Raw genomic sequence first — 13424 nt, forward strand, 5'->3', positions numbered from 1 at the left:
AGCCTGATTATGGGCAAAGCGATACGATCATGAGTGCGCGCCGCCGGTTGGCGGCGCGTTTTCGCGTTGCTGGCATCGAATCGGCTGCAGTGGACGCACGCTGGCTGGTCGAGGCGGCGCTGAAGGACCTTCCGGAGGACCTTCATGTTCTCGATCGTGCGACGCTCGATCGCCTCGACGATTTGGCCGCCCGTCGCCTGGCGGGCGAGCCGGTCTGGCGCATCGTGGGTGAGCGCGAGTTCTGGGGCCTGCCGTTTAAGCTCTCTCCGGAGACGCTGGAGCCGCGGCCCGACAGCGAGACGATCGTCGAGGCCGCGCTCGAAGCCCTCGATCCGCGCCGCGACGAGCCGCTCGCGATCCTTGATCTCGGCACCGGCACGGGCTGCCTGCTGATCGCGCTGCTCAGCGAATATGGCGGCGCGCGCGGGATCGGCATCGACATGTCTGGTCAGGCCTGCGCCACGGCGCGCGGCAACGCCGAGCGCAATGGTGTGGCGGCACGCGCCTCCTTCCGGAAGGGCAACTGGACAGAAGGGCTCGACGAGGCCTTCGATCTCGTCGTCTCCAATCCGCCCTACATCCCGGCCGGCGACATCGCAGGGCTGTCGCGGGAGGTTCGCGAGCATGATCCGCGCCTGGCGCTCGATGGCGGCCAGGACGGGCTCGATGCGTACCGGGCCCTGGCGCGCGGCCTGCCTGGCGTCCTGTCCCCGCGCGGCATCGTCGTGCTGGAGATCGGCGCGGGGCAGGCCGACGATGTGATCGCGATCATGAACCTGGCGGGCTTCGTTCACCAAGGAGGGCGTCACGATCTCGGAGGACATCTGCGGGCGCTGATCTTCACGCCATGACGCTGCCCACAGGCTTTTTGCGATTTTGCTTGGAAAGATACGCGAAAAGCGCTATGAGCTTTTCAGCCGAAGCTGGTGTCGTCAGTGCCGAGCCTTGGGTCATCCCCTTATTGGCTAGATGTTGTCTTCGGATTTGTCCGCGGATCGACGACACTGACGAAACAGGTTGGAAATCCCAAGGCGTCGTGGCGCCGACGGCCTCCGGGGCGTAAAAGCCCCCCATGGAAAGAGCGCGTGAAGACCAGAAACGGCGTAACGCCCCTTCAGGTCAACTCAACCCGGTGCAGCGTCGCAACCCGCTGTGCACCGGAGCGTGCATGACGACGCAACGGTTGCTCAGAACGAACAGAGCGCGAGATAGACGCTAATGAGACCAGGTCAGAACCGGCGTATGCGCGGCCGTAACAACAATAGCGGCAATAATAACAACAATAACAGCAATGGTAACCGCAAGGCGCCGAACCCGCTGCAGCGGAGCTATGAATCCAACGGGCCTGACGTGAAGGTGCGCGGCACAGCGCAGCATGTTGCCGAGAAATACTTGCAACTGGCGCGTGATGCGCAGTCGTCGAGCGATCCGGTCGCGGCGGAAAACTATTTCCAGCACGCGGAACACTATTATCGCATCTTGCTGGCCGCGCAGGAGCAGATGGCCCAGCAATTCGGTCACAGTTTCCCGCCCAATCGCGGCTTCGGCGACAATCCCGATGACGGCGAGGAGGAGGGCGATGATGACGCTCCCGAATTCCAGCCCGGCACCGGGCCCCAGCCTGATCTTCGCGGCCAGAACAACGGCGCCAACGGCAACGGCTATAACGGCAATGGAGCGCCCCGTGCCGAGGGCGACCAGTCCGACCCGCAGCAGAACAACGGCCAGCGCTTCGACCGCCCGAATCGGAACAATCAGGACCGCAACGGCCCCGATCGCAACAACTCCGACCGCCAGAACAACGATCGCCAGAACAACGACCGAACCGGCAATCGCCGCTTTGATCGCAACGACCGCCCGGATCGCGGCGAGAGCCGTTTCCAGCGCCAGGACAATGCGCCCGGCGGGCAGGGCGGTTATGCGCCCCGCCCCGATGCGCCGAGGTCGGATATCCCCGTGCCGTCCGAACAGCCCGATGTCGCGCCGGTCCGCCAGCAGGCCGAGCCGCGTATCGAGCGTGACCGGCCCGAGCGTGGTCCGCGTCCCGAACGGGCCGAGCGTCGCCCGCGCCGGGATTTCGATGCGGAAGCCGAACCGGCGATCGATGTCGCCGCGGCACTGCCGTCCTTCCTGACCACCCCGGTGCGGGTTCCGGTCGCCGTGGTCGAGGAGACGCCGCCCGCGGCTGCTCCGGCCAAGCCTCAGGAGGCGGCAGCGCCGGTGTCAGACGAGGCATCCGCGCCGAAGCGCCCGCGCCGCCGCCGCTCTCCCCGCGAGGTCATGGACGCGCTCGGCTCCGACAGCGACAACGTTACCGAGTGACGTGAAATCATCTGCCGAAACGATCGAAGGGAACCCGCAAGGGTTCCCTTTTTTCTTTGTCGAAGACCGGAGGACCGACCGATTTCGGTATCAGGCAATACCGAGCGGTGCCACCGCTTCGGCCGGCGAAGACTCCAGCCTGTCGCCTTCCGATAGCGTCCCACCGGCAACGATCTCGCAATAGATGCCGCAATCGACATGGCCATAGCCTGTCATCAATGCCTTCGGAATCTGCAGATCGCGCAGGCCCGTCTGCGGATCGACATTGGTCGCGGCGCAGCGCTCGATTCGCTTGATCACCCTCAGCCTCAGGCCGGATGGGCCGCTGATCTCTCGGCCGACGAGGTCGTTCTCGGCCCAGGGCGCAAGCCCCTCAACCATAACGTTTCCGCGAAAGCGCAGCGGGTCGAGGCTTGAGCCGATCCGGCCCGCAAGATCGGCGACGCTGGCGAGGTTGATGATGGAGACGAAGCCAGAGCGCGAATCGGTGAAGCGGTAGCCGTCCAAGGCTTGCAGCAGCCTTGGCCTGCCGCGCAGCTCTTCGGGCATGAAGCCTTCGAAGAATGTCGTGATGCTGTCCCGACCCTCTGGCGTCGACGTATTGGCGCGCAGCTCGTCGGTGCCGTTCCGGGTGACGACAAGATCCCCGCTGGCGTCGTCATAGCGCGTGCGCAGCGTCGCCAGCACCTCGTTACGCATCAGCATCAGATACTTGATCTTGGGCTGATGGACCGGCTCCGCAGGATCGAAACCCGAAGGCCCGTTCTCGATGGCGAACATCCGGTCGCCGGGGAAATAGCCGGCGGTCGGGAGGTTGGCACGCGGCAGGCGTTCGGGCGACAGGCCCTTGACCGGATAGCGAAAAAGCGAGGCGATACGCATGGTAGACGATCCGAGCGGCAATGGTTGTGGCAGACTAACGCCATATCACCGGCTCGTTCGATCAAATCGTCAGATGAGTTCGATCAGCGCCGGGAAACTTTGACCTTGATGGCCTCGGCCTCTACCTCCTCGCTCTCCGTCACGGAGCGTTCGCAGCCCCATCCGGCGAGCACGGCGTCGGTCTCCTCCGCCACGAAGAAGCGCGCCGCCTCGCGCTCGTAACCGTCCTCGAGCAGCTGCTCGTAATCGGTATGGACATGCCGGACATGGCTGCCGAGTGCCAGCCACAGCGCCGTCGCGGGCGGCAGATCCTTCATGTGCCGACGCTCCGCCAGCGCCAGCACCGCCTGCGCATCCGCGAGCGGGATCCCCGGTGCCAGCGCCCGAAGCGCCTTGCGGATCGACTGCTGTCGCTGCGTCCCTGCCATGGCCTATCGTGCGCGCTGGATCCAGCCCAGGTCAATTGCAGGCCTGCCCTCTTCCGTTGCGCGGATGCCACACCTATCTCTGTCCACGAGGGGCGGCCCAGGCGGGAGCTCCATTCTGACGACAGGCAACCGGACCACGCTGCTACGGGGCGCGCCGGTGGGCAGAGAGACGCAAGACATGAACATCGAGAAATACACCGACAGGGCCAAGGGATTCCTGCAGGCGGCGCAGACCATCGCGCTGCGCGAGGGCCATCAGCAGTTCACGCCGGAGCATCTGCTCAAGGCGCTACTCGACGACAGCGAGGGCATGGCGGCAGGCCTGATCGACCGCGCCGGCGGCCAGGCAAAACTGGCGCTGCAGTTGACCGATGTGGCGCTGAACACGCTGCCCAAGGTCAGCGGGAACGGTGCCTCGGGCCTGAACCTCACGCCCGGCCTCGCCCGTGTCTTCGATACGGCCGAGAAGGCTGCCGACAAAGCGGGAGACAGTTTCGTCACGGTCGAGCGGCTGCTGCTGGCGCTGGCGATCGAGAAGGACACCGAGGCCGGCAAGGCGCTGGCCAAGGCGGGCGTGACGCCGCAGGGCCTCAACACCGCGATCGAGGCGATCCGCAAGGGCCGCACGGCCGACTCCGCCAGCGCCGAGCAGGCTTACGACGCGCTGAAGAAATACGCCCGCGATCTCACGGCTGCGGCGCGCGACGGCAAGCTCGACCCGGTCATCGGCCGCGACGAGGAGATCCGCCGTACCATCCAGGTGCTGTCGCGCCGGACCAAGAACAACCCCGTCCTGATCGGCGAGCCCGGCGTCGGCAAGACCGCCATCGCCGAGGGGCTGGCGCTGCGCATCGTCAATGGCGACGTGCCCGAGAGCCTGAAGGACAAGGAGCTGCTCTCGCTCGACATGGGTTCGCTCATCGCCGGCGCGAAGTACCGCGGCGAGTTCGAGGAGCGTCTGAAGGCGGTGCTGAACGAGGTCTCGGCCGCTGATGGCGGCGTGATCCTGTTCATCGACGAGATGCATACCCTCGTCGGCGCCGGCAAGACCGACGGCGCGATGGACGCCTCCAACCTGCTCAAGCCCGCGCTTGCACGCGGCGACCTGCACTGCATCGGTGCGACCACGCTCGACGAGTACCGCAAATATGTCGAGAAGGACGCGGCATTGGCCCGGCGCTTCCAGCCCGTCTTCGTCGACGAGCCCAGCGTCGAGGACACGGTTTCGATCCTGCGCGGCCTCAAGGAGAAATACGAGCAGCATCACCGCGTCCGCATCACGGATTCCGCCCTGGTCGCTGCCGTCACCCTGTCGAACCGCTACATCACCGACCGCTTCCTGCCCGACAAGGCCATCGACCTGATGGATGAGGCCTCTGCGCGCCTGCGGATGCAGGTCGATTCCAAGCCCGAGGAGCTCGACACGATCGACCGCGAGATCGTGCGCCTGCGCATCGAGCAGGAGGCGCTGAAGAAGGAGAGCGACGCGGGCTCGAAGGAGCGCCTGAGCCGGCTCGAATCCGAACTCGCCGATCTCGAAACCCGTTCGGCCACGATTACCGCGCGTTGGAAGGCGGAGAAGGACAAGCTCGGCGCCGCCGCCGAACTCAAGACCAAGCTGGACAACGCCCGCAACGAACTGGCGCAGGCGCAGCGCAAGGGCGAGTACCAGCGCGCCGGCGAACTCGCCTATGGCGAGATTCCGCAGCTCGAGAAGGCGCTGGCCGAGATCGAGGCTATAGGCGACACGTCGGGCATGGTCGAGGAGGCCGTCACGGCCGACCATGTCGCACAGATCGTCAGCCGCTGGACCGGCGTTCCGGTCGACCGGATGCTGCAGGGCGAGAAGGAAAAGCTCCTGCGCATGGAGGAGGTGCTGGCGGCCCGCGTCGTTGGGCAGCGCGAGGCGGTGGAGGCCGTCTCGACGGCGGTGCGCCGCGCGCGCGCCGGCCTGCAGGATCCCAACCGGCCGATCGGCTCCTTCATGTTCCTCGGCCCCACCGGCGTCGGCAAGACCGAGCTGACCAAGGCGCTGGCCTCGTTCATGTTCGACGACGAGACCGCGATGGTGCGCCTCGACATGTCCGAATACATGGAGAAGCACTCGGTCTCGCGGCTGATCGGCGCGCCTCCCGGCTATGTCGGTTATGAGGAAGGCGGGGCGCTGACGGAAGCCGTGCGCCGCCGGCCCTATCAGGTCGTGCTGTTCGACGAGGTCGAGAAGGCCCACCCGGACGTCTTCAACGTGCTGCTGCAGGTACTCGATGACGGGCGCCTGACCGACGGGCAGGGCCGCACGGTCGATTTCCGCAACGTGCTGATCATCATGACCTCGAATCTGGGCTCCGATTATCTCGTCGCCCAGCCCGAGGGCCAGGATTCCGAAGAGGTGCGCGACGAGGTCATGGGCGTGGTCAGGCAGGCCTTCCGGCCGGAGTTCCTGAACCGTATCGACGACATCATCCTGTTCCACCGCCTGCGGCGGGCGGATATGGGCGCGATCGTCGATATCCAGATGGCCCGTCTCGCCAGGCTGCTGGTCGATCGCAAGATGGCGATCGACCTCTCGGAGGATGCCCGTGAATGGCTGGCCGAGAAGGGCTACGACCCGGCCTATGGCGCCCGCCCGCTCAAGCGCGCGATCCAGAAATACGTCCAGGATCCGATGGCAGAGCTGCTGCTCTCGGGCAAGATCGGCGACGGCGACCGCGTCCCGGTCACCGTCGGCCCGACCAGCCTGATGATCGGCGATGTCGCGGCCGTGAAGGAAAAGCGTCCGGTGGGCGTGGCGTTGAACTGACGCGGCGCAGTTGCGTCATCCTCGGGCGCCGCGCAAGCGGCGACCCGAGGATTTCGTCCATGAGATGCTCGGGTCAAGCCCGAGCACTACGGCACGGCCCTACCCCCGCTTCAGCAAAAACACCGCCTGCGCGCCGAACAGGTTCCAGAACCACCAGGGCGCGCTGACGCCGACCTTGCCTCCGGCGGCATCGAGCGCGACCGCGCGCTCTTTCTCGGCGCCGACCGCGTCGCAGAGCGAGACGAAATCGCGGATCGTGCAGAAATGGATGTTGGGCGTGTCCCACCAGGCATAGGGCAGCGAATCCGTCACGGGCATCTGTCCCCGGAAGAAGACCTGGCTGCGCATCCGCCAATGCCCGAAATTCGGGAAGGAGACGATGGCGCGGCGGCCGATCCGCAGCATGTGTTCGAGTACGAGCCGGGGATTGCGCGTCGCCTGGATGGTCTGGGAGAGGATGACGTAGTCGAAACTGTCGTCGGGATAGTCGGCGAGGTCGGTGTCGGCGTCGCCCTGGATCACCGATAGCCCGCGTGCGACGCAGCCCGCCACGCCCGTGCGCGAGAGTTCGATGCCGCGCGCATCGACATTGCGGGTTTCCGCCAGCAGCGCCAGCAATTCCCCGTCGCCGCAGCCGACATCGAGCACGCGCGATCCGGGCGTCACCATCTCGGCGACGAGCTTCAGGTCGATACGGTTGGTGTTGAGGTCTGTCGTTGTCACCGGGCGCTCCCGCTGTCATTTCGGGGCTTCGCGCAGCGAAGAACCCGGAACCCACGACGGGGCTCGACGGACACAGCCGGCCTGTCGACAGGGCTCACCCAGTCGTGGGTTCCGGGTTCGGGCCTGCGGCCCGCCCCGGAATGACAGCGGAAGGTGCTCGCCATCAGATCCCCCGTGCCCGCGCCGCCGCGCCCAGAAACCCGCGCGTCGTCGCAAACAGGTTTGGCTCCTCCAGCAGGAAGGCGTCGTGGCCCTTGTCGCTCTCAAGCTCGACGAAGGAGACCGAGGCGCCCGCCGCGTTCAGCGCATGGACGATGGCGCGCGAATCCGCGGTGGGAAACAGCCAGTCGGAGGTGAAGGAGGCGACGCAGAACCGCGTTTTCGTGCCCGCGAAGGCCTTGGCCAGCACGCCGTCATGGTCGGCGGCGAGGTCAAAGTAATCCATCGCGCGGGTGACGTAGAGATAGGAATTGGCGTCGAAGCGCTCGACGAAGGAGACGCCCTGGTGGCGCAGATAGCTCTCGACCTGGAAGTCGGCATCGAAGGAGAAAGTCGGCGCCTCGCGGTCCTGCAGCCTGCGCCCGAATTTCCGGTGCAAGGCCGGCTCCGAGAGATAGGTGATATGGGCGCCCATCCGCGCCACCGAGAGGCCCTTGGAGGGCCGGGTGCCCTCTTCGAGATAGCGCCCGCCGCGCCAGTCGGGGTCGGCCATCACCGCCTGCCGGCCGACCTCGTGGAAGGCGATGTTCTGGGCCGAATGCTTGGCGCCGGTCGCCAGCGGCAGGGCGCAGAACACGCGCTCGGGATAGCTCGCCGCCCATTGCAGCACCTGCATTCCGCCCATCGAGCCGCCGGCGGCGCAAAACAGGCTGTCGATCCCGAGCGAGTCGATCAGGTGCCGCTGCGCCCGCACCATGTCGCGGATCGTCACCATCGGGAAGGAAAGCCCCCAGGGCTTGCCGGTCTCGGGGTTCGTCGAGGCCGGCCCCGTCGTGCCGGTACAGCCGCCGATCACATTCGCGCAGATCACGAAGAAGCGCTCGGTGTCGATCGGCTTGCCCGGCCCGATCATCGCCGTCCACCAGCCTCCCTTGCCGGTGATCGGGTTGCGGCTGGCGACATGCTGATCGCCGGTCAGCGCGTGGCAGACCAGAACGGCATTCGACCGCGACTCATTCAAAGCGCCATAAGTCTGGTAGGCGATTTGCCAATGCTCGAGCACGACGCCGCAATCCATCAGCAGCGGCGTCTCGGGGCCGAACCGCGCGACTGCGCTGGAGGGCTCGTTGGCCTCCTTCAGCGGGTCTGCGAGGGTGAAGGAGAGATCGCTCATCTTCGTCCGCTTTGACAGAATGATTTGTCTTGCCGGTCTGCTTGTTCGGAAGATCGAACTTTAGCGATGCCGTGCCACGCGCGCGGTGTCAACGCGCGCTGCTATATCGCGGCTTTGCCAAGTTTCACTATGGGCGCTAAGAGACGCGCGAACCTGCCAAGATTGCATCATGACCGAAGCCGCTCCCACCACCCTTGCCGATCTGCGCGCCGGGATCGACCGCATCGACAGCGAGATGCACGCGCTGCTGATGGAGCGCTCCTCGATCATCGAGACCTTGATCGCGGTCAAGAAGACGCAGGTCTCGGGCTCGGCCTTCCGGCCCGGCCGCGAGGCCGACATGATGAAGCGGCTGGCGCTGCGTCATAAGGGTCTGCTGCCGCTCGATACGATCGAGGGCATCTGGCGTATCATCATCGCGACCTTCACCTTCGTGCAGGCGAATTATGCGGTCCATGCCGACGTCTCAGGCGGCGATGCGGCGATGCGCGATTCTGCCCGCTTCCATTTCGGCTTCACCGTACCCTTCGTCACCCATGAGGATGCGCGCGCCGTCATCCGCGCCGTCGGGGACTCGGCCGGCGATCTCGGCATCTTCCGCATGGACCAGGGCGCCAGCGCCGGCATCTGGTGGCGCGATTTGATCGGCCCCGACCGTCCCAAGATCATCGCGCGTCTGCCCTTCATCGAGCGCCCCGGCCATCCCGCCGGCACGCCGGTCTACTGCATCGCCAAGCCGCTGGCCGACGCCGCCGTCCGCGAGATCGTACTCTATGCCGCCCGCGTCGAGCGCTGGTCGGAGACGCTGCGCGCGGGGCTCGCCCAGCATCTCGCCGAGGTTTCGGCCAGCGCTGCCGACGGTTCGCATCTGTCGCTGCTGGTCGCCGCCTCCGGCGAAGTCGATCAGGGCGTGATCCGTAAGGCCCTGGAGCCGGCCGGCCTCAGCGATTTCGCCGAGATCGGCAGCCACGCCGCCCGCTTCGCCGTCAAATCCGCCCGCTCGTGAACCCATCCATGCCTGTCCCCTGATCCTCCACCGTCATCCCGGACACAGCGAAGCGGAGATCCGGGATCCATCCTAGAGTGCTGTCGTGCTCGATGATGGATCCCGGATCGGCGCGGCTTCGCCGCTTGTCCGGGATGACGGTGGAGAGAACCAAACCGGAAGCCAAACTCATGTCCATCGCCAGCCGTCCCGTCCCCCGTCCCGGCGTCCTCGACATCGAGGCCTATGTGCCCGGCAAATCCGCCGCCCCGGCCGGCGTGAAGCTGCACAAGCTCTCTTCGAACGAGACGCCGCTCGGCCCGAGCCCCAAGGCGGTCGCAGCCTATGGCAGCATGGCCGGCAAGCTCGAACTCTATCCGGACGGCGCCTCCACGAAGCTGCGCGAAGCCATTGCCGGCCGCTACGGGCTCGATGCTGGCCGTATCCTGTGCGGCACGGGGTCGGACGAACTGCTCCAGCTCATCACCAAGGCCTATCTTGGCGACGGCGACGAAGGCGTCTTCACCGAGCACGGCTTTCTGGTCTACCGCATCGCCATCCTCGCTGCCGGCGCGAAGCCTGTCGTCGTGCCGGAGACGAACTTCACCGCCGATGTCGATGCGATCCTGAAGGCGATCACGTCGCGTACGAAGATCGTCTTCCTCGCCAACCCCAACAACCCGACCGGCACCTATCTGCCCTTCGACGAGGTCAAGCGCTTGCACGCCGGCCTGCCGGCCGACGTGCTGCTCGTGCTCGACGCGGCCTATGCCGAATATGTCCGCCGCAACGACTATGCCTCCGGGCTGGAGCTGGTCGCGGAAAGCGAGAACGTCGTGATGACGCGGACCTTCTCGAAGATCTACGGTCTCGCCAATCTGCGCATCGGCTGGATGTACGGCCCGGCGCACATCATCGATGCGCTCGAGCGCATCCGCGGGCCCTTCAACGTCAACGGCGCGGCGATCGAGGCGGGCGCCGCCGCCATCGCCGACGAGGCGCATGTCGCGGCCGCGAACGAACATAACGACAAGTGGCTCGCCTGGACGACCGCCGAACTGGAGAAGCTTGGCCTGACGATCACCCCCTCGGTCGGCAACTTCATCCTGATCCATTTCCCCGCGACGCCCGGCAAGACGGCGAAGGAGGCCGACGCCTTCCTGACCCAGCGCGGGCTGATCCTGCGCGGCGTCGGAGCCTACGGCCTGCCCGGTGCCTTGCGTCTGACCATCGGCAGCGAGGAGGCCAACCGCCTCGTCGTGGCGGCGTTGGCGGATTTCCTGAAAGACAAGCCATGACCGCGAACCCGGAGAGCTTCGCGCCCCGGCGCGAGGAGCCGATCTTCGGCCGTCTTGCCATCATCGGCATCGGCCTGATCGGCTCCTCGATCGCGCACGCGGCCAAGGCTTTGAACCTTGCCGGCGAGATCGTCCTCTACGACCGCGACGAGGCCGCCCGTCTCCGTGCCCGCGAACTCGGCCTCGGACATCGCGTCGCCGAGACGGCGGCCGATGCGGCTCGGGACGCCGACCACGTCATTCTCTGCGTGCCGGTCGGTGCCTGTGGGAGTGTAGCAGCCGAGATGGCGCAGGCTCTGAAGCCGGGCGCGATCCTCTCGGATGTCGGCTCGGTCAAGAGCGCGGTCGTCGAGGCGGTTCTGCCGCATCTGCCGCAGGGCGTGCATTTCGTCCCGGCCCACCCGGTCGCGGGCACCGAGAATTCCGGCCCCGATGCCGGCTTCCCGAGCCTGTTCCTCAACCGCTGGTGCATCATGACGCCGCCGGACGGCACTGACGAGACCGCCATCGCCCGCACCCGCCAGTTCTGGGAGGGCATGGGCGCGATCGTCGAGGTCATGACCGCGACGCATCATGACCTCGTGCTGGCCGTCACCAGCCACCTGCCGCATCTGATCGCCTACAACATCGTCGGCACGGCGGAGGATCTGGCGGCCGTGACGCAGTCGGAGGTGATCAAGTTTTCCGCCGGCGGCTTTCGCGACTTCACCCGCATAGCCGCGTCCGACCCGACGATGTGGCGCGACGTCTTCCTGCACAACAAGGACGCAGTGCTGGAGATGCTGGGCCGCTTCAGCGAAGATCTCGCGCTGCTGACGCGGGCCATACGCTATGGCGACGGCGAGACGCTGCACAAGCATTTCACCCGCACCCGCGCCATCCGCCGCGGCATCGTTGCGCTCGGCCAGGAAAAGCCGGAGACGGAAAAGCTGCGCAAATCCTGAGCTTGCCCCGCTTCGGTCGGGACTTCACCTTGCCAAGAATCGGCCGGGCTGTTATGGCCCCACGCGTTGCCGCTTTAGCTCAGCTGGTAGAGCACCTCATTCGTAATGAGGGGGTCGGGGGTTCGAATCCCTCAAGCGGCACCACTCCTACATTCACCGACGTCTTGAACCGCCCCGAAAGGGCGGTTTTTTGTTGGTTTTTTGGCTCGTTCATGCCGTTGGCGTCCTTTGGCGTACATTGACAGCCGGGCCGATTGTTGGCCTTTCTGTTGGCCAGCCAACGCGGCCAACAGAGGCGAGGCCAACAGATGCCGCTATCCGATGTCGCGATCCGCGCCGCAAAGCCCGCTGCCGCTGTGAAAAAACTGTCCGATGGTGGCGGCTTGCAGCTCTGGCTCATGCCCAGTGGCGCGAAGCTCTGGCGGCTGGCTTATCGTTTCGCCGGGAAGCAGAAGAAGCTGGCGATTGGACCATACCCCGCCATCGGCCTTTCCGACGCAAGAGCCAAGCGCGACGAAGCGAAGGCGCACTTGGTCGCCGGTCGTGATCCTTCAATTCAAAAGCAGGCCGAAAAGGCGCTGGCGCAGGAGGCGCAGGGTCAGACTTTCGCCAAGGTGGCTGCCGAGCTTCTCGAGAAGAAGCGGCGGGAAGGCAAAGCGGCCAACACACTTGCAAAACTCGAATGGCTGTATGGGCTGACGAATTCTTCGATTGGCGATCGGCCGGTGACGGAAATCACCGCTGCAGAAGTGCTGGTTGTTCTGCGGAAAGCGGAAGGTAAGGGCCGACTCGAAACCGCCAAGCGCCTGCGCGCCGTCATAGGCGAAGTCTTCCGCTATGCCATTGCGACCGCTCGCGCCGTCAACGATCCCACCTTCGCACTTCGCGGCGCAATATCCGCTCCTGTGGTGAAGCACCGCGCAGCGATCACCGATCCGGTTCAGCTTGGCGGGCTGATGCGAGCAATCGAGGGATTCAACGGCCAGCCATCGACGAATGCGGCGCTGAAGCTGATGGCATATCTCTTCCCTCGCCCTGGCGAGCTGCGGCTGGCCGAATGGCGAGAATTCGATCTAGGCAATGCGCTTTGGACGATTCCGGCAATCCGCGCAAAAATGCGCCGTGAACATCGTGTGCCCCTGCCGCGTCAGGCACTGGTGATCCTGCAAGACCTCCAGCGCATCACCGGCGGCGACCGGCTGGTTCTGCCCGGCTATGGTGTTAGCGGCGGCGAAGGTCGGAAGGTGGAGCAACGGCCAATATCGGAAAATACGCTGAACGGTGCTCTTCGACGCATGGGCTATGGCCAGGATGAAATGTCATCGCACGGCTTCCGAGCCGCCGCCTCGTCACTCCTGAACGAAAGCGGCAAATTCTCTTCCGACGCCATCGAAAGGGCGTTGGCGCATCAGGACCCTGACGCCGTGCGCCGCGCATATGCGCGTGGAGAGCATTGGAAGGAACGGCTCACGATGGCACAATGGTGGGCCGATCAACTCGACGCATGGCGCGATGGCGCGCGAGTGATTTCCTTCGGGCCGAAGGCAGGATGAACCCGCCTCAGTAGCAAGGTTCTCAGGGCTAGACTCTCGCACGTCGTAGGCGGGTCGTTTGCAGAAGTTGGCCAGGCCAACCTGACCGGTCCTGCTTCGGAAATTGACGCATTGCCGGGAAGCGGACATTCCAAGATTGCGATCTATCCTTATCCG

The 13424-nt window shown here is 65.6% G+C and carries 12 protein-coding genes and 1 tRNA gene; 8 read left to right on the plus strand and 5 right to left on the minus strand.

Going from position 1 to position 13424, the window contains the following annotated elements; translation table 11 throughout:
* Positions 1 to 29: 29 nt before the first annotated feature.
* Positions 30 to 851 carry a peptide chain release factor N(5)-glutamine methyltransferase gene (gene prmC / locus AXW83_RS25235; protein ID WP_066619005.1) on the plus strand — a complete coding sequence of 274 codons (822 nt, stop codon included), beginning with the start codon at positions 30 to 32 and terminating at the stop codon, positions 849 to 851.
* Between the two features lie 391 nt (positions 852 to 1242).
* Complete coding sequence (locus AXW83_RS25240) at positions 1243 to 2322, plus strand: DUF4167 domain-containing protein (RefSeq protein ID WP_066619007.1); 1080 nt, start codon at positions 1243 to 1245, stop codon at positions 2320 to 2322.
* Between the two features lie 90 nt (positions 2323 to 2412).
* Here the strand turns inward: AXW83_RS25240 and AXW83_RS25245 are convergent, their stop codons facing one another.
* Positions 2413 to 3204: an MOSC domain-containing protein gene (locus AXW83_RS25245; RefSeq protein WP_066619010.1), complete on the minus strand. Its 792-nt coding sequence runs from the start codon at positions 3202 to 3204 to the stop codon at positions 2413 to 2415.
* A gap of 83 nt (positions 3205 to 3287) precedes the next feature.
* Positions 3288 to 3632, minus strand: coding sequence for a DUF2293 domain-containing protein (locus AXW83_RS25250; RefSeq protein WP_066619012.1), 345 nt, complete (start codon positions 3630 to 3632; stop codon positions 3288 to 3290).
* Positions 3633 to 3810: 178 nt separating this feature from the next.
* Here AXW83_RS25250 and clpB point away from each other — a divergent pair, with 178 nt between their 5' ends.
* Entirely contained in the window at positions 3811 to 6432 is a 2622-nt protein-coding gene (gene clpB / locus AXW83_RS25255) for an ATP-dependent chaperone ClpB (RefSeq protein ID WP_066619015.1), read from the plus strand.
* A 99-nt stretch (positions 6433 to 6531) separates the two neighbouring features.
* Here clpB and metW read toward each other — a convergent pair whose 3' ends face one another.
* Positions 6532 to 7101: a methionine biosynthesis protein MetW gene (gene metW, locus AXW83_RS25260; protein ID WP_066621231.1), complete on the minus strand. Its 570-nt coding sequence runs from the start codon at positions 7099 to 7101 to the stop codon at positions 6532 to 6534.
* Positions 7102 to 7318: 217 nt separating this feature from the next.
* Positions 7319 to 8488: a homoserine O-acetyltransferase MetX gene (gene metX / locus AXW83_RS25265; RefSeq protein WP_066619018.1), complete on the minus strand. Its 1170-nt coding sequence runs from the start codon at positions 8486 to 8488 to the stop codon at positions 7319 to 7321.
* Positions 8489 to 8657: 169 nt separating this feature from the next.
* Between metX and AXW83_RS25270 the strand changes: the two genes are divergently transcribed.
* A complete protein-coding gene (locus AXW83_RS25270) occupies positions 8658 to 9494 on the plus strand; it encodes a chorismate mutase (protein WP_066619021.1) in 837 nt (278 codons plus the stop codon).
* On the opposite strand, the gene AXW83_RS25275 is transcribed toward AXW83_RS25270, so the two are convergent.
* Positions 9475 to 9666 (minus strand): hypothetical protein, encoded by a 192-nt coding sequence (locus tag AXW83_RS25275; protein WP_156640416.1) that lies wholly within the window; start codon positions 9664 to 9666, stop codon positions 9475 to 9477. The two genes, AXW83_RS25270 and AXW83_RS25275, sit on opposite strands and share 20 nt — an antisense overlap.
* On the opposite strand from AXW83_RS25275, the gene hisC reads away from it, so the two are divergent.
* From hisC to AXW83_RS25295, 4 genes are all read left to right on the plus strand, one after another.
* Entirely contained in the window at positions 9665 to 10771 is a 1107-nt protein-coding gene (gene hisC / locus AXW83_RS25280; protein WP_066619027.1) for a histidinol-phosphate transaminase, read from the plus strand. The two genes, AXW83_RS25275 and hisC, sit on opposite strands and share 2 nt — an antisense overlap.
* Positions 10768 to 11715 carry a prephenate/arogenate dehydrogenase family protein gene (locus AXW83_RS25285; protein WP_066619029.1) on the plus strand — a complete coding sequence of 316 codons (948 nt, stop codon included), beginning with the start codon at positions 10768 to 10770 and terminating at the stop codon, positions 11713 to 11715. The genes hisC and AXW83_RS25285 overlap by 4 nt, the downstream gene beginning before the upstream one ends.
* 68 nt (positions 11716 to 11783) lie before the next feature.
* Positions 11784 to 11859: transfer RNA gene (locus tag AXW83_RS25290), tRNA-Thr, on the plus strand.
* 164 nt (positions 11860 to 12023) lie between these two features.
* Entirely contained in the window at positions 12024 to 13268 is a 1245-nt protein-coding gene (locus AXW83_RS25295; protein WP_066619030.1) for a tyrosine-type recombinase/integrase, read from the plus strand.
* Positions 13269 to 13424: the final 156 nt, after the last annotated feature.

Origin of the sequence: Bosea sp. PAMC 26642 (assembly GCF_001562255.1) — a bacterium.
In the GTDB taxonomy this organism is placed as follows: Bacteria; Pseudomonadota; Alphaproteobacteria; order Rhizobiales; family Beijerinckiaceae; genus Allobosea.